Below are 26,696 nucleotides of genomic sequence, written 5' to 3'. Positions count from 1 at the left end.
TAGATTAGATTAATTGTTGCGAATTAAAGTAATGCATTAATGACAAAAATAATAAAAATGATTTCTGCTTTTTTAACAATAAGTATGGCTGGGGTTTTTTCTGCATCCGCCAGCCCCATAGAGCTTGAACAGAGCACATTGTTGCTTATTCCAAGTGCTATCATGATGCTGTTATTGCCATACTTATTATTCATAATTTTTAAACTAAAACGCTCTCGACAGCAACTTCGTATCTCAGAACATCGTTTAAAAAGTACCGTAGAAGGTAGTGGTGACACCCTCTGGGACTGGAATATTAAAACCGGCGAGGTGCTACGAATTAATGATAAATACACTTCAGATACAAATAGTAGCAGCGGCTTTCCCCCTAATCGCGAATTAATTCACCCACACGACTTACAACACGTCGAAACAGCTCTTAAAAAACACTTCGCCGAGCATACCGCTTTTTTTGAAGCGAGTTACCGCATTAAAGACAGCTTTGGTCGTTGGCACTGGGTACTAGATCGCGGCAAGATCATCGAAAAAGACGCAAACCTCAACCCTTTGCGTATGACTGGCACTGTAAGAGATATTTCTCAGCTGAAATCAACAGAAGCACGTTTAAACCTATTCGCTAAATGCGTTGAGTCGCTAACTGACGCCATTGCTATTTACGATAAAAACTTCAAATTGGTTGACTTAAACCCAAGTTTTTTAACACTATTTGGTGGTACACGAGAGCAATACTTAAAGAAAGATTTTACCTTAAATGGCTATGACCAAAGCTATGTAGATGAAATTAAAGCCACTGTAAAAGCGACAGAACACTGGCAGCAAGAGGTAAAACTTCGCAATGCGAAAAGACAGCTGTTACCAATTGAAATTTCAATTGATGAAATCAAAAATGAGCACAACCAAATATGTAACTACGTAGTTGTTTTTTCAGATGAAACTGAGCGTAAAAAAGCAGAGTCACAATTACATAACTTATCAAACCGTGACCGTACAACGGGCTTACCTAACCGAAACTTGTTTTTCACCAACCTGAAAAAGCTCGCTAAGCAAGATAATCATCACGCTTTGTTAGTGTTTGACCTAGATAACTTTAAGAAGATTAACGACTCTCTAGGTCACCAACTTGGTGATAGCTTATTGTCTAAGCTTGCGATGCGCTTGAATAAGTTAACCCGCGAAAAAGATGTGTTTTACCGTCTTGGCGGGGATGAGTTTGCGCTCGTAATGTCGGGCACCAACGATATTCATACTATCACTCGCATGGCTAAACTCTTTTTAGCCGCAATTGCTACACCTTTTAATATGGCAGGCCATGAACTGGTGATCACCTCAAGTGTCGGTATTGTGCTGTTTCCTGAAGATGGTAATACCCCCGAGTTATTACTTAAAAATGCGGATACAGCCATGTATCACGCTAAGAAAAAAGGTAATAGCTATCTGTTTTTCAACGACACAATGAACCGTGAAGCGGTTAAACGCTTACAAATCGAAAACTTAATGCGTTACGGTCTAAAAGAAGACCACTTTGAAGTGTACTACCAGCCAAAAATGAATATTCGTACAGGTAAACTAGATGGTATGGAAGCCTTGGTACGCTTCATTACCCCGAAAAAAGGTGTAATTAGTCCAGGTGTGTTTATTCCTATTGCTGAAGAAACTGGGCAAATTATCGAAATTGGTGAAGTTGTTTTAAACAAAGCATGCCGCGATGTAAAGGCGTGGATTGACCAAGGGTTATTCAACGGTCGTGTTGCAGTGAATTTATCCGCTAAACAGTTCAGCTTGCCCGATTTAACCACCCGTATTGATGTGATTTTGCAAAAGAATGAACTGCCCTCTTACTTCCTTGAACTTGAGATCACCGAAGGTACGGTTATGGACGACCCAAACGAAGCTATTTCTGTCATGCGCTCACTCAGTGCCCGAGGTATTCACCTTGCAATGGATGACTTTGGTACAGGCTACTCATCGTTAGCTTATCTAAAACAGTTCCCGCTTAATACTTTGAAAGTTGATAAAGCCTTTATTGACGACATGCAAACAGAACGCGGCCGGAATATGGTCGACTCGATTGTAACCATTGCTCATAACCTTGATTTACATGTGGTTGCAGAAGGCGTTGAACAAGCCGAACAAGTCATGATGTTAGAGCAGTTAAAATGTCAGACGGTACAAGGTTACTATTACTCAAAGCCACTATCACAGCCAGAATTTACCGCCTTCTTACAAAAGCAACTCGATAAATCTGCGCCTAGCCTACTAAAAACAGCAAAAGCTTAAGGTCGCCAGCCACACGATTGATGGCCAACGTGACGCACAAATGCGCGGCGGTAGTGCATGTTAAATAAACACCAAGCAACAGGCCCAAGCACACCGCCTAACAGCATCCAGCGCTTTACCGGCATTCCTTTAGACAGAGACTCTAAATACATCACCAAAATAAATACACAACTAAAAAAGATAAATAACACACAGCACCTCATAAAAATCAGCGGCAGTGTACATAATTTCAGCAAGCTTTAAAACTTCACTCATGCTATAACCTCTATAAGGCTTATTTATACTGGCCTTTATGTTACAAAGCTTTACTTTCTAGGCTGTTGAAATGATGTACAAAAAGCAACCTCACTGTTATTATCGATGCGTGCTATCAGCACAAAGGAATATAAAAAATAATTATGAGGAATCGTTATGTCTGAAGAATCAGCTAACATCTATGAAGCACCAGAAGCTGAGCTTACTCAGCAAAACAACGGTGGTAATAAACCTATTTTAAACTTTGACCGCTTCTCTGCTTGGGGCGTGTTCTTTTTATGCCTTTTCACATTTGGTATCTATAGTGTTTATTGGTTAGTGAGCCGAACTAATAAAGCCAATGCATTAGCAGAAAACCAGATAAGCCAAGGCTTAGTTTATGGCTATGTTGCTTTGTACATTGTGAATATTGTGTTGTCTTTTGCAGGAGTTTCACCTGAAATTGGTGGTATTGTGTCACTGATTTCGTTTGTTGTTGCCATTGTATTAATTTTCTCTCTTCGTACATCGATTAAAGAGTTAATTAATGAAGGTAGCAATGAACCAGTTCATTTAGGTGGTATTTTAACGTTTTTCTTTAACGTTATTTATTTCCAATACAAAATTAACGAAGCTATTGATAATCAAAAATAATCGTTTCGTTATTTAATAAAAAAGGCATTGAATTCAATGCCTTTTTTATTGCCAGTTGCTATTAGGTTTTTACAATGCCCCGGAGTGCTTCACATTTAAATAGGTGTTAAGCACATGCGGCAGTAACTGCTCAGGGTTACAGTCTATGGCTATCACCCCTTGCTTTTTTAGCTTCGCCATATTGGCTTTATGTGAATTTAGTAGTGCTAATGCTGCACAGTAACTGGTTGCATCTTCGTACTTTTCTATAGGCTCATCGAGTACTTCATTTATAGCACGGTTATTAATATTAATAAGTGCCACTAAGTGGTGTTTTTGTAATAGCTTAATTGCAGGCATTAACTCATCAATGCTTTGCTCATCAAGGGTGGTAACTAATAACACTAAAGAACGTTTACTGCGTTTAGCAATTAATTGGTTCACAGCCACTAAATAGTCACTGCTGCTCTTATCTGGGTATAGATCATAAAAGTGATTCATTACCCGTGATACATTCTGTGCGCCTTTAACATCAGGTAACCAGCGCAGGTTTTGGTTAAAGCTTTGCATGCTAAACCAGTCACCTTGCTTTAAAACTGTATGCGACAGCAGTAACAATGCATTTAAAGCATGATCAAAGTGGCTACCTTCATTGGCTTCGATGGCCATTTTTTTAGAGGCATCGAGCATCACTATAACATGTTGGTTTTGCTCTTCTTGATACTCTCGAGAAATGAGTTTTCGACGCTTACTAGTCGCCTGCCAGTCTATTTGTCTAACACTATCACCTTGGCGGTATTCGCGTAACTGCTGAAACTCAATACCATCACCGCGCTTTTTAGTGAGTTTTAACCCTGAAATAGGCTTATTCACTACGCCATTTAAATGCTGCTTTGAAGTCACACGGCTAAAATCGGGATACACTTTTAGTTGAATCGCTTGCGCAGCTAGCCAGTTTGTTTGCCAAAGGCCAAATGGCGACCCAACCCTAAGTTCAATGGCACTGATCTGCGCATCGCCTCGCTTGTGAGCGCGTAATGTAAAGCTCTGCTTTGCTTGTTGCATTGCATCTATAAACACCGTTTGCTGTGGCTTTTGCAGCTCAATTGCATTGCTCAAATGAACACTGACATCTAGCATGGTCGCATGCTTCGCTTTGTTTTTAATCACTATCTGCAAGGGTTGGCGTCGATACAAAGCCATGTTGAGATTCGTTTGTGCGCTTACTTCAAGTAAAGGCTCTGACTTTGCCGCCATATAATCGAAAAATGCGACCAATAAAGGCACTAGGAGCAAGGCCGTTAACACTAAGCTGTCAACCGATGCAATGGCACAGACAAACAACAATAACAGCAACAAAGCTGTTAATTGTACTAAGCGTTTTGCAGGTCTATGCTTGATGCGATTCATGAGCGCGGCGCTTCAACACTGGCTAAAATGGCATTGATCACTTCATCAAATGACACCCCTTCCAGCTCCAAATCAGCCGATAAAATTAATCGGTGCCTTAAAATATTCACTGACACTGACTTCACGTCATCTGGGGTTACAAAGTCACGACCATTCATTAATGCCATTACTTTTGCGGCTTTAATAATATTAATTGAGGCACGTAACCCTGCACCGTGCAACACGCCCTGCCAAGTTCGTGAACTACGCACGATATCAACGGCATAATTAAGTATTTGTTCGTCGACTAAGATATCTGCACAAAGCTGTTTAATTTCCGCAATACGCTTAGCATCTAATACTGCTGGCAGCTGCTCTACTTTGGTTTCATTAGAGACAATTTGTGTATTCAGTTTTAAAAGCTCAACTTCCGATTCATGAGAAGGAAAACCAAGCTCAACTTTCATCATAAAGCGGTCTAATTCAGCCTCTGGCAGTGGATACGTCCCCTCTTGATCTAATGGGTTTTGAGTCGCTAATACCATAAACGGTGAATCAATATATAATGACTCCCCATCAATGGTGATTTGTTGCTCTTGCATCACCTCAAGAAGGGCTGATTGCGTTTTTGCGGGTGCACGGTTGATTTCATCAGCCAGTAAAATATTAGTAAATGCTGGGCCTTTTTTGATATTAAATTCACCTGATTTCATATCATACAAACTATGGCCAACAACATCTGAAGGCATTAAATCCGGTGTAAACTGCACTCGCGAAAAATCTACATTTAAGCTTTTTGCTAATGCTCTAACCAGTAGCGTTTTGCCAAGCCCTGGAACCCCTTCAAGTAACACATGACCACCCGCAAAGAGTACCGTAAGCACATCTTCAACAATGGCATCTTGACCGACTAACACACGCGAAATGTTATGCTTTACTTGTTTTACTGCATCAGCTGCCTCAACTAAGCTCATGCGATTAGTGTCTAATTCCGTGCTCATAAGGCATTCCTTAATTGTTTAAATCGTTTTATATATTCTGTTCGTTGTTCTTTTGACTCAGGCAACTTGCTCGCAAGCAACTCTGCCACCTGTTGTTTTTCAAAATGAGTTAAATTAGCGATGATCTGCGCCTGTTTTTCAGCACTGAGCATTTTAAAATTAGGTACTCGCGACTCAACTTTGGCGTAAAAATCTTTTTCTAGAGCAGTAAATAACACGGCTTCGTGACCATGCTCAGAATAAAAGTTTGCTACTGCTCGAATATGCTGATTAAAGCTGGTTTTTACATCGAAGTCAGGAGCATAAGAGCGGCCGATGCGACTACTGATATGCCATACTGCAAGCACAATTAATAACAGCAACGCCACCACACATTGCCAGCTCCAGTGCCATAATTTGGCAAACCAATTTGGGTAAGTCAGGTAAGGGACATAGGTTACTTTTTTAGCCCCTTTACTTAACCAAAGTAATAAGCTGCCATGATCAAGGTGGCGAAGTCGGTAATTAGTAAAAGGTAACAGCGATGGCATCACAATGACTCGACCTTGACCAAACGCAAAGTCACACATTAGGGTGTTACCGTTATCATTATTGGTACTCACACCGGGGCAGTTTTCAATAAAAAAGGCACGGCTTAGCTCAAGGTCAAGCTGAGTGTTTTCATCAATTGAGAGCGTACTATTTTTATGCCCCTCTTTGAGCATTGCAAAATCATATTCAAACACATCTTCTTGGCTTTCTACATTAATACCAAGCTGACTAAAAAATACGGTGCTATCAATTGCCAGCTCATCACGTTGCCTGTTTAATACATAAATCAAGCGTCCGCCTTCAGCGACCCAATCAGCCAGCTGTACATCTAACAGGTAAGAATCAGCAAGCACTGCCTCATCCAAAATTAAGATACTTTGCGGGTCTATATTTAACTCATCACTTTGTGCTTGCTCTGCCAAGCGCTTGTTTTTATTCCAATCGATACCATTGGCTTTAAGTAGCCGTTGAGCCATCGTAAAGTTATCTTTGGCCACATCACTATGAAAGCCAATCTCTATTTCTTTTTTCTGCCAATCTAAAGAGGCAATACCCGCAATAACAAATAAGCTAAACAATACGAGCGCCGCAATAAGCACAACCTTAAGCTTCATGGGCTTGCTCCTTAGTCTCTGCTGTCATAGCTGTAATTTGCTCAATCAGCTCGATAAAGTCGATATCAGGGGTTTTATGGCCCCAAGCGACCGTGACCCACGCAGAAAATAAGCGAGCAAAAATTGCTTGCCCTTGATTTGGCACCCTAGCATCAATTGCACGTTTACATTCGCGCTCAGTCATCGAGCGGTGTAAGCGCACTTCATGTCGTTGCTGCGCCCAACTCAGCGCATGATGAAGCAAATACGCCAGCGCCAAGCGGTGCTGCCCTTGCTCAAAACACTGCTTTGCAGCAGCAATTAAATCAGTAGGTAAATCCTTACTTTTAATTTCTGCAAATAAGGTTGGAATAACTGGCTGTTCATTCACTTTACTGCGCTCAGGCAAGCTTAAGTTGGCAAAAAAGCCACGTTTTTGCATCAGGTAATACACTAGCCAAATAACTAATAAGCCGACCAATACCCAAACTAACACGCCAAACACTTCACCAATGGCAGTAAATACATCGATAAGCCAAGACCAGTCACTATCTGATGAACTCGCTTTGGCTTCGATATTTGGCACCCACGTAGTCTCAGTTTCGATGACATTAGGCTCATTATAAAGAGCAGTAACTTGCTCTTTTACCGCTTGCTTATCTATTTGCTCTGCATAGCTTGTTGATGGTTGCAGCGTAAATGTTGTCAGCAGAAGAAGTGCTACAGCACTGACTACGCCTGCAAGACGGGTGCGAATATTTTTAAATGCCAGCTCGATATCCCAGCCCTCTAGTTCAACACGGCGGTGTAAATAAGCAAGGAAACCGCCAGTAACAAAAAGCGGCGCCACTAATGAAATACTGAAGATATAAATAAAGTTAAACGCTATCTCAACCCAGATTGGCGCTTCAAAAATTTGGTACATGGCTTCTTGTGCAGAGAATGAATGGGGCACAAGTGCAATTGTCAGTGCCGATATTCCCATCAATAAGATAAACTCAAAATGTACACAAAACAGCATCCACAATGTCTGCTTAGGCTTATTTGAAGCAAACAACACCTGCTTACGTTTGGTTTTGCGCTCACCTGATAGTCGCTCAAGTTGCTCTACGGGGGCTAAAAATGCTCTGTTTGGGCTGAGCCTAAAAACGGTTAAATGCGCAAGCATATCAGCGATTTTTAACTGCTTGAGTAACTTTAAGCTACTCATTATGCTGACTGGCTGATTGAAAACCGCTTTTGACATGTAATCAAGTAATGGTCGCTCAAATACAGGTTTAAGCCACCAAACAACAAAGCCGCCTATGCCCCAGTTTACTAGAAAGCCAACAATTAAAAATACGGGCACGGCCATCATCAAATACAAAGAGACCAATGCGACAGCATGCTGCTTAACTAGCAACACTGTTAAATCAAAGGTTTCGTAAGCACTGCGCTTGCGAGGATTGAAGCTAAGACGATTAAGCTCCATAGCGCATTCCCCTGTACAAGCGAAAAATGACATAAGCCCAACAGCCGCTGCCAACTAAATATTTAACTTCGTTAGCAATATCACGGGGTGACCAAAATGCTTCGATAAAAGCGGCAATGACTAACATTAAAAATGCGCCAACAATCAGTGGAAGCGCTTTTTGAGCAGCCTGTTTCATCGCATATGCGCGGGTATACTGCCCAGGATTTAACAAGCCATAACCTATTTGACACCCAGCCGCTGAGGCAATGATGATAGCGGTTAACTCAAACGAGCCATGGGTTATTACAAACGAAAAAAACGGCCCTTCAAATCCAACATTGACAATGTGAGCCGCAACGGCACCAAAATAAAAACTATTGAACAACAAGAAAAAAGCAGCACCAACACAGAACAGAACACCACCTGCAAACATCTGAAATGCAATGCCAATATTATTGTAGATATAGACCCCGAACATCATCAGATCTTGTGATGCGCCGCGCTCAGCCGATTGAACGCTACCACTAGGGTTATACATTTGTTCGATATTAAGCACTGTACCTTGCCCTAAAAATGTATAAGCGGCATCAGGGTCAATTGTCACCCAAATAAAAGCAACTAAGGCCAATCCCCAAAATGCCAATAAGTTAATGCCAAGCATTAAACGATTTTCATACAGTGCACGTGGAAATGCCGTGCGGGCCACATGCCATATTTCAGAAAATTGATTGCTTCGAGATAAATAAAGGCGCTTTTGTCCTAATTGCACCAGCCTGTTTATTTGCTCAATCAACACTGGACTGTATTGGCGACTTTGCGCAATGGCTAAATCATTACAGACTTTGCGATACAAGTTAGGGAAATTAACAGGTAAAGACTTTGCACTATTTTGCTCGCAAAGCGCTTCAAACTCATCCCAACTGACACTATTTGATTTTACAAATTGAGTTTGCTTCATTGCTTACCCTCCTGCTGCGGGTAATCGTTATCGTGTTGTACTTGACCTGCAAAGTGGCGTGCGTAACTAACAAGCTGCGCCTCAATCTCATGCTCTGCAGCAGAAAAAGGAGTAGCTAAAATAGCTGCCAACTCACGACGCCTTGCATCAGATAGTTCATCATGACGCTCTGCAAAAGCAAGCACCGCTAATTGCTCTTCGGTGGTTAAGCTAATGGTAGGAATATGCACTTCTCCTTGTGATAATTCTGGGCGCATAGCTAACTCATCGTCGTAAATAACCATAGTGCCTGCAGCCCAATCACCAATGCGTTTAAAACGGTTGTTAAACAACATAACCACAAGGCCTAAGAAATAGCCTATAGGTAGCATATCGGCTGGACGTAGTAAGTTACGCACTACAATTTGCGAAAAGCTTGCAGGTAAACCATTGTCTTGCACAACACGGATTTTAAGGCGTTTTTTACCCGGCGTTTGGCCACTTTCCATTTCAAACAGGATGTTATAGCCCCATGAAATTAAAAAGTAAGCAATTAAGATAAGCCCCTGCCCTGCATCACCAAAGAAGGCCAATACAGTACCAACAGCAAGTAGAACCAAACTACGGATAATAAAATCGATAATGTAGGCATAGCTTCTGGCAACAACGCCAGCGGGAGTAATGGCGATATCAACGCCTTCGGGGAGTTTGATGTATTCTCTGTTTTCCAATCCGTGGTTCAACATTAATCTACTACTGATAATTATTATTGTTTTCGTAAGCCGATAATAATGCGCGTTTTTCGTTCCTTTTTCAATGAATTTTGTAATGAGCGAGTTACTAATAAAGCAAAAAACCGGCAAAAAGCCGGTTCTCTAATGGACCACAGAGTTATTTTTCTGCGCGTCCCATAAATTTTTGTTCAACGGTGTTGATACGAATACGGTCACCTGTTGAAATATGCTCAGGAACTTGAATCGTTAAACCCGTTGTTAAACGTGCTGGCTTTGAACGTGCACTTGCTGAAGCGCCTTTGATTGAAGGGTCTGTTTCTTCAACAACAAGCTCAACACTTGATGGTAAATCTAAGCCAACTGGTGAGCCATCAATCACAATCACGTGAAGGCCTTGAGTTTCTTCATTAACGAATAAAATCTCTTCGCTGATCGCTTCTTTATTAAGGTTATATGGCGTGTAGTCTTCATTATCCATGAAAACATACTCTTCACCATCAATGTAAGAGAACATTGCTTCGCGACGAATGAGATCAGCAAGCTTTAACATGTCGCTGTCTTTAAATGTTTCATCAACTTTACCGCCTGTTACCACATCGTATAAACGCATGCGGTATAAACTGCCACCAGCACGACCTTGTGGTACAGAACGTTGAATATCTTTAACTACTAAAACACGGCCGTTATGCTCGATAGCGGCGCCTTTTTTAACTTCACTTGCCTTAGGCATGGGTGTATTCCTATCGTTTTTTGATGACAGAAATTTACCACGTAATAGCTTTTGTTCAATAAAAATTTACAGTTTAATCTCAGAGCCTTTATTTATATTATTTTTCAGCAAATTATAACGATAGTTGTCTCCAAACTACGAAAAAGCTGCTATGTTTATAACTACGAAAAATGACTTCAAGGATTGGATCATGAATCAACACACAGTACACGAGTATTTAATGAAAAAGCCATTGGTGATGATCACCCAACCATTTGGCCAAGATGTCGACGTTTACAAGGTGAATCATAAAATGTTTGCTACCCTTGCCGAGGGCAAAGAAGGCCAAACAGACGATGAGGGAAACCTTGTATGGTGGCTAAATCTGAAATGTGATCCAGATGAAGCCCAAGCACTGCGTGATATTTTCCCGTCGGTGATCCCGGGTTATCACATGAACAAACGTTTATGGAATACGGTTATTTTAGATGGCACCGTACCACAGGGAGAGATTGAACGAATGATTGATAACTCGTTTGATTTAGTGGTTGCGAATATGCCAGAAAAAGACAGAAAAGCAATTGAGCTTCATCTGTAAAATTGCGCACTGATCACGCTCTGTGATCAGTGCAACTTAAATGAAAATGATGATCGGTATACAAAACACCGCCAATAGCATACGCATCTAGTTGCTTATCGACTAACTGAAAACCACATTTCTCAAGTACTTTTTCTGAACCGATATTACCCTCGGTGACAACCGCTTTAAATTCACGCACAGCATGTTCTGACTTGGCGTAATCAAGCACCGCTTGCAAAGACTCTGTGGCATAGCCACGACCATGAAAGTTAGGCAGTAGCAAATAACCAACTTCTTGACTATCTGGCACTGTTGATGAAGTAAACCCCGTCACACCCACCTCTTTACCCGTACTGGTTTCAACAATAACTAAACAAAGTGGTGAATTCGAATTTGGCTGCCAAGGCTTTAAACGCTCATTAAACTTTGCTCGTAGTTGCGCCTCTGAGGGCTTATCGAAGCACTTCTCTATCACTTGAGCATCATTATGCAAAGTATAAAACAGCGGCCAGTCATCGGCATTTAACAGCCTTAATGTTAATCGCGCAGTGGTGAGAGTCATGGTGATTAATCGCTTTGTAAATAAACCTAGTTATAACAAACTGATTTCGTGAGTTAAATACCACTTATGGCCAATATAGAAGAAAAGCCCACATTTTTTAGACTTAACTTAGTTATACTTCAAAGCCAAAATGACTCCCGTCCGGGAGCTCAACATCAAGTCTTAAGGTACCCCCAGCAGCTTCAACATAGCGCTTTAATGATGATAATCTAACGTCACGACCTGGTTTCTCCATGTCAGATATCGTTGGCTGCTTGACGCCAAGCTCTTTTGCCATCTCACCTTGTGTTAGTTTCATATGTTCACGAAGCTCTGCTAAATGAATATTGAGAAGCATATCTGACGCCGCTTTCTTAGCTTTGGCTACCACTTCTGGTTTTTCATTCGCCAATAACTTTTCCAGTGTTCTAGCCATTATATTTACCTCTTTTCTAACTTATCTAGGTGAGCCGAATATTCACTATCAGCTATCGGGATCATTTGCTCATAAAACCTTTTTTCATTTGAGTTTTTATTACCCGCACAGAGAACAATCGCTTTTCGGTTAGGATCAAAAGCAAAAAAAGCACGTATCGGAATCCCTTTACTTTGAATCCTTAACTCCTTCATATTACTAAAACAAGAACCATACACTGTATCTGCATAAGGTCTTGCTAGCATAGGACCTCGCTCCTGAAGAACCAATAAACACGCAAGTACATTAGTTCGGTCTGTGTCATCTAAGGCGTCAAACCAATTATCGAACCTGTCGGTTGTTTCAACTAACCACATATGAGTCCTCCTTGACCATAGATTTAAATCTATATAGATAATAACCTATAGTCAAGATTTAATCCGCTCAACTTCTAACCAAGTTCGAACCAATAAAAAAGCCCCGCTCAATGAGCAGGGCTTTTAAAATTAACTAATTTAAAGAATTAGCTTTTAGTCGTTTCTTTATCAGCTTCTTCTGACGCTTGCTCGTCTTCAACCACTTCTTTGGTTACTTCAACCGGATCGACAGGCTTAGCTTCAGCTTCAGCTTCAGCTACAGCCGGCTCTTCGCTTTCTGCTTGGTAAAAACGACCACCCTTTTCAGCCATTGCTTTTAACGTATCGCAAGGTGTGAAAATTGGGTTGTAGTTAGCAAAAGTCGCCATTTCTGAGCTCACTTGTGCTGCACCCAGTTTATCCATATAGCTAAATGGACCGCCTAAGAATGGTGGGAAACCAATACCAAAAATAGCACCAATATCACCATCACGCGGGCTTGCAATAATGCCATCATCTAAACAGCGCACCGCTTCATTTAGCATTTGCGCAACACAACGTTTAGCAATTTCGCTCTTGTTTAAACGAGGTGATGGCGTAACACCAAGTAGCTCGTAAACTGACTCATCCACTTTTTTATCTTTCTTGTCGTAAAGATAAAAACCACGGCCAGTCTTACGACCTAAACGCTTAGAATCGATTAAGCGATTAAAGGCATCAGGTGCTTTAAAGCGCTCGCCCAATTCTTTTTCAAGGATTGGCGCAATTTTAGAACCGATATCAATCCCGACTTCATCAAGTAACGCTAAAGGCCCTACCGGGAATCCAAACTCAACCAATGCTTGGTCAATCTTTTCAATTGGCTCACCTGCAAGCAGTAAATTAGCCGCTTCATTGACATAAGGCGCTAAGATACGGTTTACATAGAAACCAGCCATATCTTTAACCACAATCGGTGTTTTACCTTGCTTACGGGCAAAGTTAACAACGCGTGCGATAGTCTCTTCAGACGTACCTTCATGTGGAATGATCTCAACAAGTGGCATCTTCTCAACAGGTGAGAAGTAATGCAGACCAATTACATTTTCTGGGCGTGCTGCATCAGCAGCAATTTGTGCAATCGGTAATGACGAGGTATTACTTGCAAAAATCGTGTTGTCTTGGCACTCACGTTCTACATCAGCCACCATACCTTGCTTTAAAGCAAGATCTTCAAACACTGCTTCGATAACGATATCAATGTGTTTAAAGCCGCTGTAATCGGTGGTACCTGTAATGCGGTTCATGGTTTGTTGTAGATCAGCTTTAGATAAAATACGACGCTTTTGCTTTTTATCTAAAATCTTGTAGCTGTAGTTCATTGCATTGCTGATGCCCTTTTCAGCCACATCTTTAATGCGCACTGGAACACCCGCTTTTACAGCACTAACATGAGCAATACCCGCGCCCATGAGGCCGCCACCTAATACAGCCGCTTTAGCGATTGCTGGGGCATCATCATTACGCCACTCTTTTTTCATTTCAGTGGTTGCAAAGAAAATACCGCGTAATGCTTTTGACTCATCACTCATTACCAGCGTGGCAAAGCCTTCAGCTTCAGTTTTGTATGCTTTTAACTGATCAAGTTCAACACTTGCACGAACCGCTTTAATAATGGCTAAAGGTGCTGGGTAGTGACCGCCTGTTTTCTTCAGCACGTTTTCTTGTGCTTTTTTGAAAATAATATTGCGACCAAATGGGTTTGACTCAAGTAATTGGCTTAAGCGGTCTAGCTTAGGTTTAGTAACTTTAGCCTTACCTTTAAGAGCAAACTCTTTAGCAACGTCAAGTAATACACTGTGTGGTACACAGTCATTTACTAAGCCTGTTTTCTTCGCTTGCTTAGCACGCACTTGCTTACCTGTAAGCATCCACTCAAGTGCTTTTTGCAAGCCAACTAATTTAGGTAAACGTTGAGTACCGCCACCACCAGGTAATAAGCCTAACTGTACTTCTGGCAAACCAAGCTTAGTGATATCGCTGTCTGAACACACGCGATAATCACAAGCTAAAGCAAACTCTAAACCGCCGCCCAATGCAGCACCATGAATAGCACTTACTGTTGGGAAAGGCAGCTTTTTCATATCGAAAAATGCTTGCTGACACATTTCGCTTAACGCTAATGCATCTTCACGGCTATTGGCGCTATCAAGCATTTTAATATCAGCACCGGCGATAAAGTTATCGCTTTTACCACTGATAAATACCATTCCTTTTACTGCTTGCGCTTGTGCGTCTTTGAGTAAGGTTTTTAAATCTTCTGCAAAACTGCTGCGCAGGGTGTTCATTTTCTCACCCGGCACATCAATGGTTACAACGGCTACGCCGTCATCAGCCACTGATAAACTAAATACTGAATCTGTCATTACGCACTCTCCAATACAAAGGCTGCGCCTAAGCCACCCGCTGCACACGCAGTCGTAAGCGCTAAGCCGCCACCGCGACGATTAAGTTCATGTAAGCTTTGCGTGATCAGGCGCGCACCTGTTGCCGCAAATGGGTGACCGTATGCAAGTGAGCCACCTAATACATTGAACTTGTCCATGTTTATTTCGCCGATCGCTTTGCTGCGACCTAGCTTTTCTTGTGCAAATTTATCTGACGCAAACATCTTCATATTAGCCAGTGTTTGCGCTGCAAATGCTTCATGCATTTCGATTAAATCTAAATCAGCTAATGTGATACCAGCTCTATCTAGGGCAATTGGCGTTGAGTGCGCCGGGCCCATTAGCATATCTTCATGTACACCAATTGCTGAGAAAGCAAAGCTACGTACATAACCTAGAATGTCGTAACCCAATGCTTTAGCTTTACTCTCACTCATCATTAATACCGCAGCCGCCCCATCAGTTAATGGCGTTGCGTTAGCTGCAGTCACTGATCCGTGCTGACGATCAAATACTGGTTTTAATTTCGCGTAGCCTTCAACTGTTGAGTTATGACGAATGTTATTGTCTTGCTCAATAAAGCTCTTATAAGGTGCAACATGGGCAGTCATTACTTCATCTTTAAGTTTACCATCAGCCCACGCCTGACTTGCAAGGGTGTGCGAACGATGTGCTAAGGCATCTTGATCTTCACGGCTGATGCTATGTGTTTTCGCCATTTGCTCTGCTGTTTGACCCATAGATAAACCAGTAGAGTACTCAGCGACCGCAGGCGGAACAGGAAGTAAATCTTTTAAACGTAATTTAGAGAAAATCTTTAATCGCTGACCAAGCGTACGTGCTTTGTTTAAATCAACAAGGCTGCCCGCTAATTTTTTACTAACACCAATAGGTAATACAGACGATGAGTCAGCACCACCAGCGATACCTACTTGCACTGAGCCTGCCATAATTGACTCGGCTACGTTAGCAATGGCTTGGAAACTTGTTGCACACGCACGCGAAACAGAATAAGCATCAACAGAAACAGGCATACCCGTACCTAATACGATTTCACGGGCAATATTTGGCGCTTCTGGCATTTGCACTACTTGTCCAAATACAAGTTGGTCAATTTCAGATTTATCAAAGTTAAGTCGTTCAAGCATTTCGTTGACAACTAACTTACCCATATCAAGGGCTGGTACATGATGGAATGCTGTGGCTTGCTTTGCGAATGGCGTTCGCAGGCCGCTAACGATAGCGATACGATCGCCTTTTGCTGTTTTAAGTATATTTTGCTCAGACATTTATGCTCTCCCGCTGACAGGTCTGACCTGTTTGTTTTTCCTGATTCTAAAACAACCCGTGTACGAATGCCAATAGTAAGTTTTCAACCATAGGCTTTTTTCGGCCTATTTACAAAAAAACACCGTATTTATATGGTAGGCTAAAAATCCTTAAAAAATAACGAACTATTTGAGGATTTTGTGTCTAACACTTGTGTTATAACTTTTGAATCCTTATAACTTGTTAATAGCGCCCCATTACGGTACCGCGCAAATAATTTATCGGTACTGAATATAACGCATTGGCGCATAACAAAAACAATTTTTGACTCACGCTTTTAGGACAGTCTTTTTATTATGGCAGTTAACGCATTTTCACAATTAAAATCATACCTAGACACGCAAATTATCGGCCAACCACAATTAACTCAAGCACTGTTAATCGCAATTTTGGCAGATGGCCACTTATTAGTTGAAGGCCCTCCGGGTCTTGCGAAAACGCGTGCAGTCAATGCCTTAGCGAAAGGCGTTGAAGGCAGCTTCCAACGTGTACAATTTACCCCAGACTTATTACCTGCAGATGTAACTGGTACCGATATTTATCGCCAGCAAACCAGTGAGTTCGTATTTGAAAAAGGCCCATTATTTCATAACCTAATTTTGGCAGATGAAATAAACCGTGCCCCTGCTAAAGTGCAATCTGCTCTTCTTGAAGCCATGGCTGAACGCCAAGTAACGGTCGGTAAAAACACCTATCCACTGTCTGATCTATTTATGGTTATGGCAACCCAAAACCCGCTAGAGCAAGAAGGCACTTACCCTCTGCCAGAGGCTCAGCTTGACCGCTTCTTATTGCATTTGAGCATTGATTACCCGGGTGCTGAACACGAATTAGATATCCTACGCCTAACCCGTGGCGAGGCTATTTCTGACAAGCAAGCAACGACACAGCAAATTAGTCAAAGTGAGCTATTTGCTGCCCGTAAAGCGATATTAGGTTTGTATTTAGCTGAGCCGCTTGAGAAATACCTAGTACAGTTAATTGTTGCCACTCGTGAAGCAGCAGAGCTTGATGAACAACTTGGCCGCTGGATTGAATATGGCGCAAGCCCACGTGCAACGATTGCCCTTGATAAGTGTGCCCGCGCGCATGCTTGGCTAGAAGGCCGTGACTTTGTTGCCCCAGATGATATTCAAGCAGTGCTGCATAATGTATTGCGTCACCGTATTATCTTAAGTTACGAAGCACAGGCCGATGGCATCAGTAAAGACGATGTGATCAGCCGTATTTTAGAATTGGTGGCAGTGCCATAAGCTATGTCGAGCCAATTTGATACAGCGGCGTGGTTAGCAGCGAGTCATAGTCAAGGCGTCAATTTATCACTCAAAGAGTTGATGTATTACAAAGCCAAAGCTCGTTTGCTAGAACTTGCGCCCAAAGTAAAAATCAAAAACAGCTTAGCTGGGCAATACCTTGCGCCCCATAAAGGCCGCGGTATGGAGTTTGCCGAGGTGCGTCATTACCAAGCCGGTGATGACATACGCTCTATCGACTGGCGTGTTACTGCACGGACTGGCGAAACCCACACTAAGTTGTTTCAAGAAGAAAAAGAACGCCCTGTTTTCGTCTTTACCGACTTTTCTAACTCGATGCTGTTTGGCTCAAAGTTATTATTAAAGTCAGTGCAAGCAGCGCACATTAGCGCATTGGTTGCTTGGTCGGCGTGTCAACGAGGTGATCGCATTGGTGGCTTGGTGTTTAATCAGCAAGGTCATCACGAATTAAAACCGACCTCTCGAGAAAAAGCCGTGTTAAAGCTGTGTCACAACTTATGTGATATTCACAGCCAGGCTCTGACTAATATCGACCAAACAGCCACCAGCTTATTTAGCGAAAACCTTAAACGCCTTAATCATTTAGCAAAACCAGGGAGCTTGGTTTATATCGTCTCTGATTTTAGTGCCCTTGATGAAGCCAGCTTCAAACAACTTGAAATGCTGAGCAGGCACTGTGAATTGATTGGCTGTCATATAAGCGATCCGTTCGAGCACCAGCTACCTGCTTTTAAACAAACGGTGACCGTGTCGGCGAATGGCCAAGAGCTTGCTTTACCTCTAATGGATAAGCAATTTCGCGAGCGCTTTGCTAAGTCAGCCGAAGAGTCGTTTTCTAACAGATTAAAACGCTTACAAAAATCTGGGCTTAGTTTAATTTCATTCAGTGCAGCCACGCCTCTTGAGCTGCAATTAGTGAGAAAGTAACAATGCAAAAAAATCCGCTAGATGGCTTACATGATGTCATTGCACCGACCGAGGTTGCATGGTGGCCACTTGCTCCAATTTGGTGGCTGATCATCGCCTTAGTTGGTTCGTTATTAATTATCGGCTTAGTGCTTTTATATAAAAACCAGCAATTTAAAAAAGCCAAAAAACAAGCCATTAAGTTAAGTAAAACCCTTAGTGATGATGACGCGCAAGAGCTACACATTATTTTAAAACGCTTAACTCGTCATTATTACAGCAATCAGCTTGCTTCTCAGCCTTTGGCAAAGTGGTCTGAAAGTTTATCGAAACTGAGTGGCGATAAATTTAGTTACGACGAATTGATGCCGCTTTATCAACAACAAAGTAATAATGCTGAACTTGCAGCTAAATTACGCAATGCTATTAGCAACTTTAAACTCAAGGAGCCAATTAATGTTTGAGTTTAGTTGGCCATGGTGTTTTGTGCTTTTACCTCTGCCTTGGATATTAAGCCGCTTTATGCCGTTAAAGCAACAAGGGCAGTTACGTTTACGTATTCCTGGCTTTGCTAAGCTTGGCTTAAATAATCAAGCAGTACAGCAACACAGCCGCAAAGTTTCATTGCTTGAATGGGCTGTTTGGATCTCTTTAGTTGTCGCTATTGCAAACCCAACTTGGCTTGATGAACCTATTACACTGCCTAATGAAGGCCGCGATATTATGCTGGCGGTGGACTTATCTGGCTCTATGACAGAGCAAGATATGGAGTATCGAAATAATCAATATGTAGATAGGCTCACTATGGTAAAAGCTGTACTCAGTGATTTTATCGAGCAGCGTCAAGGTGACCGCCTTGGTCTTATCTTATTTGGGGATACCGCATTTTTACAAACCCCCCTTACCCGTGATGTTAAAACGGTGAGCCAAATGCTCAGCGAAGCGCAAATTGGCCTAGTAGGTAGAGCAACAGCCATCGGTGATGCGTTAGGTTTATCCGTAAAACGTTTTGCTAATAAAGATGAAAGTAACCGTATCGTAGTGCTATTAACCGATGGTCAAAACACTGCCGGTAACCTTGACCCAGAAGATGCCCTGCTGTTAGCCCGCGAAGAAGGCATTAAAGTGTATACCATAGGTGTTGGCTCAGATAGTAAACGTGGCTTTAGCCTGTTTAATATGGGTGGTATGAGTGGTGGTAACTTGGATGAAACTTTACTAAAACGCATTGCTGATCAAACTGGCGGCTTATACTTTAGAGCAAAAGATGTGGCTGGTTTACAGCAAATTTACCAAGAGCTCGATAAACTTGAGCCTATCAGTAACGATGAGCAAACGTTCCGCCCACAAATTTCATTGTTTTATATTCCACTGCTTGTGGCGCTGGGCTTAATAAGCATAGCAATGCTCGTCAGTTTTATTCACCAATTTAAGCAGGAGAGCTAGTATGGATTTTGAATTTATTCGCCCTGCCCTACTTTGGTTATTAATTCCCGCGCTGATTATTTTTAGTGTGCTGTTGGTACGCAACAAAAAAAGCGCCCCCGCTGATTTAATTGCGCCCCATTTGGCGCAGTTTGTAATGAGCGACAATCATAAAAAACAAAGCCAACCGCTTTGGCTAGTTGCTGTATTTACTCTTTTAGCCATCGTTTTTGCAGCAGGTCCAAGCTTTGAAAAGAAACAAGTTCCGGTGTTTCAAGCAAAGAATGCGCGGGTCATTGTGATGGATATGTCGTACTCCATGTTCAGTACCGACATCGCACCAAGCCGATTAGTGCAGGCTAGATTTAAAGCACTTGATATGATTGAGCTTTTCAAAGAAGGTGATACGGCATTAGTGGCTTATGCAGGCTCTGCATTTACTATTTCGCCGCTAACCAATGACGCTAGCACGTTGGCTAACCTTATCCCAAGCCTGAGCCCAGATATCATGCCGAGCAAAGGTTCGAATGTTATTGAAGGCCTAGAAAAAGCCGATGATTTACTTAAACAAGCTGGCTATTTAGATGGTGATATTATTTTAGTCACCGATGGGGTTGATAGCCTAGATCAAGAAGATATTAGCCGCTTTACCGCTCAGTCTAATTATCGCTTAAATGTCTACGGCGTTGGCACAGAGCAAGGTGCGCCGATTAAGCTACCAGAAGGTGGCTTTTTAAAAGACATTCAAGGACAGATTGTTATTCCGACGCTTAATGTTAGCCGCTTAAGTTCGCTTGCACGTAATAGCGGTGGCAAATTCGCACTGTATCAAACCAGTAATCAGGATATTCAAACATTTGCCCCCACTGCCAATGCAGAAGTACTCAAAGATGAGAAACAAAGCCAAGCATTATGGCGAGTTGATGCCGGTATTTACGGCCTGATTATTTTATTGCCGTTAGCGCTCTTTTTAATTCGTCGTAGCAGCCTAGTGCTTGGCTTTTTGTTTGTTATGCTCCTGCCTCAGCAACAGGTTTACGCCGCTGAATTACCAGACGTATTTAAAAACCAAGACCAACGTGCTCTTGATGCCTATCAGCAAAATCAATTTGAACAAGCCGCCCAAGCACAAAACACGCAATTAAAAGGCGCTGCTCTTTATCAGCAAGGTAATTACCAAGCGGCCATGGATGCGTTTAGTGAAGATAAATCGGCGACGGGTTTGTACAACTACGGAAATGCCCTTGCTAAGGCAGGTGAGCTAGAGCAAGCCATAGAAGCGTATAAGCAAGCCCAACAGCTTAAAAATGACTTCACTGAGGCAAAAGAAAACCAAGCCCTCGTTGAACAGCTATTGCAGCAGCAAGAGCAAAAACAGCAACAAGATCAACAGCAAAACAACGATCAACAAAACTCTGATGGCCAGCAAGATAACCAGCAAAAGCAACAGGGTGAAAATTCACAGCAAGGTGAAAACTCAGAGCAGAGTGAGCAGCAAGATGGCCAACAACCGTCAGAGCAAGGTGAGCAATCAGATCAAAAAGGTGAGCAAAGCGAGTCTAATAGTGACCAGCAAAACAAACCTGAAATGGAATCACAAGCAGACACGTCGTCACAATCAGGAGAACAACAGCCAGAGCAAGCTCCCGAGCAACAAGATGCTCAGCCACAGCCATCGCAAAGTGATGAACAAGCTAAACAGCAAGCAGAGCAACAAGCCATGCAGGCACAAGCTGCTGAACTGACTAATGAAGAGAAAGAAAAAGCCCAGCAACTTAACCAGCTGCTGCGCAAAGTTCCCGATGATCCTGCGATCTTATTAAGAAATAAAATGCAATTAGAAGCACAAAAACGAAACTATCAACGTCGTCCACGAGGAGCCGAAAAATCATGGTAATGCGATTATTATGTTGTTTATTGCTAATCGCGGCAGCGCCGCTTTGGGCTGCCACCCAGCTACAGGCAAGTGTTGATAAAAACCCTGTCCTTGCTGGTGAGTTTTTTGTTTTAACCATCTCAGCAGACGACTCTATTAACAGCGAGCAACCTGACACTTCGGTGTTATTAAAAGACTTTGTTGTAGGGCCAACCAGTGTTAGCTCGCGCACTAATATTATTAATGGTGAAATCAGCAAGCAAACCAACTGGTCTGTAAAGCTGATGACCCGTAAAGAAGGCACTTATACCATCCCTGCCTTTACTGTTGCCGGTGTTAGTTCAAAACCCATTGAGCTAACGGTGGCTAAACGAAGCCAAACCTCTGAACAAAATAAAGAAGCCTTCATTAAAACCAGCATCAAGCCAAGTAGCTTATACGTGCAAGAAGCAGGTGTTTATACGGTTAAATTGTATTTAGACAACAACAAAGAATTGCTGGATGGCAACTTAACTACGCCAGAAATGGAAAACGCTGAGCTAACCCCAATTAACAAGCAATCTGAAGACTATGAGTTAATTGATGGCAAACGCTATTTAGTGATCACCCGTGAGTACTTAGTGCAGCCACAAAAAAGTGGCGTAAATACTATTACGGCACCTGTGTTCAACGGCCGTATTCGTCAAAACTATCGCCAAATGGCTGTCTCAGCGATGGGCGAAGATGTTGATGTTGAAATCAAGCCAATCCCAGATAACTACACAGGTGCATGGCTACCAAGCGAACTGGTTAACCTTGATGAGCAATGGCAACCAAAAGACGACACCGTTGAAGTTGGCACCCCTATCACTCGCACCATTACTTTAACTGCATTGGGGGTTACTAAAGAGCAACTTCCTGATATCGATATGCCACAGGTGCAAGGCTTTAGAAGCTACCCTGATGAAAAAGAGAGTAACCATCTGGTACGTGATGGCCGTGTTATTTCTCAGCAAACAGCTTCTTATGCTTTATTACCGCAAACACCGGGCACTTACACATTGCCTGAAATAAAGCTGCCTTGGTTTAATACTAAAATCAATCGTATTAGCTACGCAACCATACCTGCTCGTACATTAACAGTTGTGCCAAGTACAAACCCACTCACACCAACAGCTCCTGCTATCGCAGAGCCGCAAACCGGAAGCTCTAATGAGCTGGGTGATACGCCAACTAATATGCAAACGGTCACAAAAGTAACGACCCCTATGTGGCTTATTATCGTGGCAGTGGTCGGCTATGGACTTTGGCTAATCACCTTAGTGCTTTACTTTAAAAAGCGTCCTCAGCAACCGACAGCTGAGCCATTACCTACCAGTGGTTCATCAGCATCGTTAAATGAGCTTAAGCAGTTTGCAAAACAAAACAATAACTCTGGGTTTTATAACGCATTAAACCACTACGCAAAACAACAGACTGGTAAAAATGCTGCGGCCATCGAATGTTTATTAGCATCACTCAAAAACACACAACTTAATGATGAAATTGCTAAATTACGCACTAAACTTTATAGTTCAGCAGATGAACAGGTTGATTTAAGTTTAATCGTCAGCTTGCTAAGCCAAGCCGCAAAGCAAACTAAATCAACATGTAATGACACTGAATTAAAGAATCTTTATGATTAACTATTAACCTAAATAGTTGAAAATAAACGGCTAATCTTGAGTTAGCCGTTTTTTTAAGAAAAAAATAATAATCTCAGAAAGTTTTTTTCTGATAGGCAGGTCTTAGTTACTATGACAGAAAAACAAAAGCGATATGAAGCGCTGGTTCATGTCTACCACAGTGAGCTTTTTCGCTTTGCGTATTGGTTGTGTCGTGATCAGAACATTGCTGAAGACTTAGTGCAGGAAACCTTCCTGAGGGCTTGGCGTGCCTTGGATTCACTGCAAGACCAACAAGCAGTTAAACCTTGGCTGTTGACTATTTTGCGCCGCGAGAATGCACGCCGTTTTGAACGTAAACAATTTGATTACGCCGATGTTGAAAACGACACCCTTGTAGATGAACAAAGTTCAACCCTTGATGCTGAAATGGAACAAACAGTGATTCAACGACAAATAGGAAAGTTATCACAAGAATATCGAGAACCATTGCTGCTGCAAGTGGTAATGGGTTGCTCTGGCGATGAAATCGCCGAGATCCTCGATTTAAATAAAAATACTGTCATGACACGACTTTTTCGTGCCAGAAACCAGCTTAAAGAGGCTTTAAGCAGTGATGATGACCAACTTAGAGGAGCATCAAATTAATGGATGAACTCGAGTTTCGCCGCCGCATCCTCGCCGAGCCAAGCACTATTGATAAGGAACTTGAAGCGTTTGCCGAGCAGGACACAGATAAACAGGCGTTTATTGATGATGTACGTGCCTTTGACGATGAACTAAGCAAAGCACTTAACATCCCCGTGCCTGAAAATTTAGCACAGCGAATTATTGATAATACATATAGTTCTGAAGCAGAAAGCGCTGAGCAACCGCTAGACACCATTGTTGAGGCTAAGTCACGCTTTGCCTTTAATCGACTGTATTTAGCCGCTGCAGCGTCATTTTTAGTGGCAATTAGTGTGTTCTTTGTCAGTAACAAACAACATACGTTATACAGTGTGGGTGAGCATGCCTTTGCGCATCTTTACCATGAAATTGGCTCGCTAGATAAACATGAAGCAATAGATCTTGCTTCGGTAAACGAAAAGTTTGCCACCATTGGCGGTCACTTAGATGAGCTACCAGGTAAAGTAACCTATTTAATGTTTTGTGATTTTCAGGGTAAAAAAGGCCTACACTTGGTATTTGAGTCAGATTTTGGCCCAATGACGGTATTCATTGTGCCTTCTGACGAGCAACCATTTGGCACCGGCTCTGATGATTTCAATGATGAGCGTTTCGCAGGCCACATCAACCGAGGCGATCGGGCTGATACCATCTTAATCGCGAGTATTGGTGCGCCACTTGATAGCTACAATAACATGATCAATGACGCCATTCGCTGGCTGCACTAATACCTACTCGTAGTAACACATATTACAGGCATAAAAAAACCGCAGTCACTGCGGTTTTTTTATCGCTATAAAGCAAGTTACTTACAAACGTCTGCTACTGCATTTGCAAAGTAATCAATGTTTGCATCACTGATACCAGCAACGTTTACACGGCTAGAACCAACAATGTAGATTGAGTACTCTTTTTGTAAGCGCTCGATTTGCTCTTTATTAATACCTAGAAATGAGAACATACCATTTTGACGGTCAATAAATGAGAAGTCTTGCTCAATGCCTTTCGCAGCTAAGCTTTCTTTGATTAATGTACGCAAACCATTAATGCGATTACGCATTTCATCAAGCTCGTCATGCCACATTTGCGTCAGCTCAGTGCTACCTAAAATCGTGCTAACAATATCAGCACCATGCGCAGGCGGCATTGAATAGATGCTACGTACAACACTTAATAATACAGAGTTAGAGATATCAGCAGTCGCTGCATCTTTAGCAATAATTGAACATGCACCGATACGCTCGCGGTATAAACCGAAGTTTTTCGAACAAGAAGAACAGATGATTAGCTCATCTACCGCTGCTGCTAATTTACGAAGACCCGCTGCGTCTTCTTCAAGGCTTGAACCAAAACCTTGGTAAGCAATATCAACCAGTGGCGTGAAACCAACTTCAACAGCAAGATCAGCAACTGTGCTCCATTGCTCAGCATTTAAATCCATACCGCTTGGGTTGTGACAACATGCGTGGAATAACACCACATCACCTTTAGGCACTTGCTTAAGGGTATTAATCATGTCATCAAATAAAAGGTCTTTATTTTCGTAATCGTAGTAAGGGTATTCTTTTACTGTTAAGCCCGCCGCTTCAAATAAGCTGATGTGGTTTGCCCACGTTGGCGTAGTTACCCATACTGTCGCATCTTTGTTGCAACGTTTGATAAATTCTGCTGCAACACGTAATGCACCTGTACCACCTGGTGCTTGTGCCGTGCGAACACGATTAGCTAAAAGTGCTGGATGCTCACCCAGTAATAAGTTTTCCATTTTTTGGCAGTAATCTAGGTTACCTGCCAAGCCAATGTACGATTTACTGGTTTCGTTTTCTAAACGAAACGCTTCCGCTTTTTTAACCGCTTTTAATACCGGCGTATTGCCTTGCTCATCCTTATAAACACCTACACCCAAATCGATTTTCTTTGGGTTTGTATCTTGTTTAAAGGCCGCCATTAGGCCAAGAATAGGATCTGTTGGTAATGGTTTTAATTCTGAGAACATTGACTATCTCTTTTTATAGGGGTTAGCGTTGCCACTAGCTTAACATAAAAACCCAGCCTGATTACTAGTTAAATTAGACCAAGAGTTGAGGAATTTTAATACAACAAGCCACAAGTAATGCGAGGGTCTGCTGATCAAAGAAATCATTATTAAATGCTTCCGCATCTATAATACCTAAGCATTCATTTTTGTCTGATAATAATGGTAAACAAGTCTCAGCTTTCACCTTCGGGTCGCAAGTATAATACTCTCCACCTTGGGCAAGATAATCAGCAACGTTATTGATCACACGACCTTGCTTAGAAAGTGCCACTTGAACATTGTTACTACCTTTAGCAAATGCTTCAGTTAGCGGGAATAACGGACGACTCGGTGCTCCGTGATATACCAATTTTAATAACTGAGAGCCTTCTTCAGTATTGGTTGCTTGGTAAATACCAAACCAATCAACGTGAGTTTGGGCAACAACAAAATCGATAATTTGTTGAAGCTTAGCCAGCTTTTCAGTATTGGTAGCATCATCGGCAACATAATCATTTAATTTGAATGGTTCATCTTGTAAGTAGCCAAACAAGCTACACGCACCGCCCTCGCCTAGCTCAGGAATTTGGTATTCCCAGCGCACTGCAGGTAAAGCTGACTGTGCAAAGTAATGATCAAGGTTTGATAATTGCTCAGCAACCAAGCTTTCTGGTAAATCAAGTTGAGCAGTCGATAAGTAGTTAGAAATCATTTAGCCATCCAAACATCTATAATGCCAGAATGATAA

At 42.1% G+C, this 26,696-nt stretch carries 25 protein-coding genes and 1 pseudogene; 11 read left to right on the top strand and 15 right to left on the bottom strand.

All coding sequences use genetic code 11. The features are described from left to right. The first annotated feature begins 162 nt into the window (after positions 1-162). Complete coding sequence (locus CWB80_RS14890; protein WP_371352126.1) at positions 163-2,277, top strand: sensor domain-containing protein; 2,115 nt, start codon at positions 163-165, stop codon at positions 2,275-2,277. Here CWB80_RS14890 and CWB80_RS14885 read toward each other — a convergent pair. Beyond that, positions 2,274-2,480: a hypothetical protein gene (locus tag CWB80_RS14885; RefSeq protein WP_502705009.1), complete on the bottom strand. Its 207-nt coding sequence runs from the start codon at positions 2,478-2,480 to the stop codon at positions 2,274-2,276. The genes CWB80_RS14890 and CWB80_RS14885 overlap by 4 nt on opposite strands. A gap of 208 nt (positions 2,481-2,688) precedes the next feature. Here CWB80_RS14885 and CWB80_RS14880 point away from each other — a divergent pair, with 208 nt between their 5' ends. Continuing rightward, positions 2,689-3,165, top strand: coding sequence for a DUF4234 domain-containing protein (locus tag CWB80_RS14880; protein WP_138599010.1), 477 nt, complete (start codon positions 2,689-2,691; stop codon positions 3,163-3,165). A 69-nt stretch (positions 3,166-3,234) separates the two neighbouring features. Here CWB80_RS14880 and CWB80_RS14875 read toward each other — a convergent pair whose 3' ends face one another. The 7 genes from CWB80_RS14875 to efpL form a co-directional block, all read right to left on the bottom strand. Beyond that, positions 3,235-4,554 carry a DUF58 domain-containing protein gene (locus CWB80_RS14875; protein ID WP_138599011.1) on the bottom strand — a complete coding sequence of 440 codons (1,320 nt, stop codon included), beginning with the start codon at positions 4,552-4,554 and terminating at the stop codon, positions 3,235-3,237. Then, positions 4,551-5,534, bottom strand: a complete 984-nt coding sequence (locus tag CWB80_RS14870; RefSeq protein ID WP_138599012.1) for an AAA family ATPase — start codon at positions 5,532-5,534, stop codon at positions 4,551-4,553. Before CWB80_RS14870 ends, CWB80_RS14875 begins: the two co-directional genes overlap by 4 nt. Continuing rightward, positions 5,531-6,679, bottom strand: a complete 1,149-nt coding sequence (locus CWB80_RS14865; RefSeq protein ID WP_138599013.1) for a DUF4350 domain-containing protein — start codon at positions 6,677-6,679, stop codon at positions 5,531-5,533. The genes CWB80_RS14870 and CWB80_RS14865 overlap by 4 nt, the downstream gene beginning before the upstream one ends. Then, on the bottom strand, positions 6,669-8,129 hold the full coding sequence (locus tag CWB80_RS14860; protein WP_138599014.1) for a hypothetical protein: 1,461 nt from the start codon (positions 8,127-8,129) through the stop codon (positions 6,669-6,671). Before CWB80_RS14860 ends, CWB80_RS14865 begins: the two co-directional genes overlap by 11 nt. Then, positions 8,119-9,069 carry a stage II sporulation protein M gene (locus CWB80_RS14855; protein WP_054553211.1) on the bottom strand — a complete coding sequence of 317 codons (951 nt, stop codon included), beginning with the start codon at positions 9,067-9,069 and terminating at the stop codon, positions 8,119-8,121. Before CWB80_RS14855 ends, CWB80_RS14860 begins: the two co-directional genes overlap by 11 nt. Then, the gene (locus tag CWB80_RS14850) at positions 9,066-9,794 is read right to left on the bottom strand and encodes an RDD family protein (RefSeq protein ID WP_138599015.1); all 729 of its coding nucleotides are present in this window, start codon (positions 9,792-9,794) and stop codon (positions 9,066-9,068) included. Before CWB80_RS14850 ends, CWB80_RS14855 begins: the two co-directional genes overlap by 4 nt. Before the next feature lie 145 nt (positions 9,795-9,939). Beyond that, a complete protein-coding gene (efpL, locus tag CWB80_RS14845) occupies positions 9,940-10,512 on the bottom strand; it encodes an elongation factor P-like protein EfpL (RefSeq protein ID WP_054553213.1) in 573 nt (190 codons plus the stop codon). A 190-nt stretch (positions 10,513-10,702) separates the two neighbouring features. Here efpL and CWB80_RS14840 point away from each other — a divergent pair, with 190 nt between their 5' ends. Next, positions 10,703-11,089: an MmcQ/YjbR family DNA-binding protein gene (locus CWB80_RS14840; protein ID WP_054553214.1), complete on the top strand. Its 387-nt coding sequence runs from the start codon at positions 10,703-10,705 to the stop codon at positions 11,087-11,089. A gap of 13 nt (positions 11,090-11,102) precedes the next feature. On the opposite strand, the gene CWB80_RS14835 is transcribed toward CWB80_RS14840, so the two are convergent. The 5 genes from CWB80_RS14835 to fadI all read right to left on the bottom strand — a co-directional run bounded on the left by CWB80_RS14835 (position 11,103) and on the right by fadI (position 16,098). Next, positions 11,103-11,633 carry a GNAT family N-acetyltransferase gene (locus tag CWB80_RS14835; RefSeq protein WP_054553215.1) on the bottom strand — a complete coding sequence of 177 codons (531 nt, stop codon included), beginning with the start codon at positions 11,631-11,633 and terminating at the stop codon, positions 11,103-11,105. 112 nt (positions 11,634-11,745) lie between these two features. Beyond that, on the bottom strand, positions 11,746-12,048 hold the full coding sequence (gene proR / locus CWB80_RS14830; RefSeq protein WP_054553216.1) for a transcriptional regulator ProR: 303 nt from the start codon (positions 12,046-12,048) through the stop codon (positions 11,746-11,748). Positions 12,049-12,053: 5 nt separating this feature from the next. Next, positions 12,054-12,404, bottom strand: coding sequence for a type II toxin-antitoxin system RelE/ParE family toxin (locus CWB80_RS14825; protein ID WP_058586352.1), 351 nt, complete (start codon positions 12,402-12,404; stop codon positions 12,054-12,056). Positions 12,405-12,550: 146 nt separating this feature from the next. After that, complete coding sequence (gene fadJ, locus CWB80_RS14820; RefSeq protein ID WP_138599016.1) at positions 12,551-14,788, bottom strand: fatty acid oxidation complex subunit alpha FadJ; 2,238 nt, start codon at positions 14,786-14,788, stop codon at positions 12,551-12,553. Then, positions 14,788-16,098 carry an acetyl-CoA C-acyltransferase FadI gene (gene fadI / locus CWB80_RS14815; protein WP_054553218.1) on the bottom strand — a complete coding sequence of 437 codons (1,311 nt, stop codon included), beginning with the start codon at positions 16,096-16,098 and terminating at the stop codon, positions 14,788-14,790. The genes fadJ and fadI overlap by 1 nt, the downstream gene beginning before the upstream one ends. A 336-nt stretch (positions 16,099-16,434) precedes the next feature. Here fadI and CWB80_RS14810 point away from each other — a divergent pair, with 336 nt between their 5' ends. The 8 genes and pseudogenes from CWB80_RS14810 (at position 16,435) to CWB80_RS14775 (ending at position 24,659) form a co-directional block, all read left to right on the top strand. Next, positions 16,435-17,391 carry an AAA family ATPase gene (locus tag CWB80_RS14810; RefSeq protein ID WP_054553219.1) on the top strand — a complete coding sequence of 319 codons (957 nt, stop codon included), beginning with the start codon at positions 16,435-16,437 and terminating at the stop codon, positions 17,389-17,391. Between the two features lie 3 nt (positions 17,392-17,394). Then, positions 17,395-18,339 carry a DUF58 domain-containing protein gene (locus tag CWB80_RS14805; RefSeq protein ID WP_055020719.1) on the top strand — a complete coding sequence of 315 codons (945 nt, stop codon included), beginning with the start codon at positions 17,395-17,397 and terminating at the stop codon, positions 18,337-18,339. 2 nt (positions 18,340-18,341) lie between these two features. Beyond that, complete coding sequence (locus CWB80_RS14800; RefSeq protein ID WP_063529706.1) at positions 18,342-18,782, top strand: DUF4381 domain-containing protein; 441 nt, start codon at positions 18,342-18,344, stop codon at positions 18,780-18,782. Next, a complete protein-coding gene (locus CWB80_RS14795; protein ID WP_138599017.1) occupies positions 18,775-19,764 on the top strand; it encodes a vWA domain-containing protein in 990 nt (329 codons plus the stop codon). Before CWB80_RS14800 ends, CWB80_RS14795 begins: the two co-directional genes overlap by 8 nt. A gap of 1 nt (position 19,765) precedes the next feature. Next, on the top strand, positions 19,766-21,640 hold the full coding sequence (locus tag CWB80_RS14790) for a vWA domain-containing protein (RefSeq protein WP_138599018.1): 1,875 nt from the start codon (positions 19,766-19,768) through the stop codon (positions 21,638-21,640). Then, positions 21,634-23,283 (top strand): BatD family protein, encoded by a 1,650-nt coding sequence (locus CWB80_RS14785; RefSeq protein WP_138599019.1) that lies wholly within the window; start codon positions 21,634-21,636, stop codon positions 23,281-23,283. Before CWB80_RS14790 ends, CWB80_RS14785 begins: the two co-directional genes overlap by 7 nt. Before the next feature lie 78 nt (positions 23,284-23,361). After that, positions 23,362-23,910: pseudogene (locus CWB80_RS14780) on the top strand (sigma-70 family RNA polymerase sigma factor); the annotation flags it as partial. Further along, positions 23,910-24,659 (top strand): DUF3379 family protein, encoded by a 750-nt coding sequence (locus CWB80_RS14775; protein ID WP_138599020.1) that lies wholly within the window; start codon positions 23,910-23,912, stop codon positions 24,657-24,659. The pseudogene CWB80_RS14780 and the gene CWB80_RS14775, both read left to right, overlap by 1 nt. 77 nt (positions 24,660-24,736) lie before the next feature. Here CWB80_RS14775 and CWB80_RS14770 read toward each other — a convergent pair whose 3' ends face one another. After that, positions 24,737-25,927, bottom strand: a complete 1,191-nt coding sequence (locus tag CWB80_RS14770) for an amino acid aminotransferase (RefSeq protein ID WP_054553227.1) — start codon at positions 25,925-25,927, stop codon at positions 24,737-24,739. Positions 25,928-26,000: 73 nt separating this feature from the next. After that, positions 26,001-26,660: a GAF domain-containing protein gene (locus CWB80_RS14765; RefSeq protein WP_138599021.1), complete on the bottom strand. Its 660-nt coding sequence runs from the start codon at positions 26,658-26,660 to the stop codon at positions 26,001-26,003. Positions 26,661-26,696: the final 36 nt, after the last annotated feature.

The organism is Pseudoalteromonas sp. S1650, from assembly GCF_005887195.1.
Classification (GTDB): Bacteria; Pseudomonadota; Gammaproteobacteria; order Enterobacterales; family Alteromonadaceae; genus Pseudoalteromonas; species Pseudoalteromonas simplex.
Note: the sequence above shows the minus strand (reverse complement) of the source record. Positions and strands in the feature narration are given on the sequence as shown.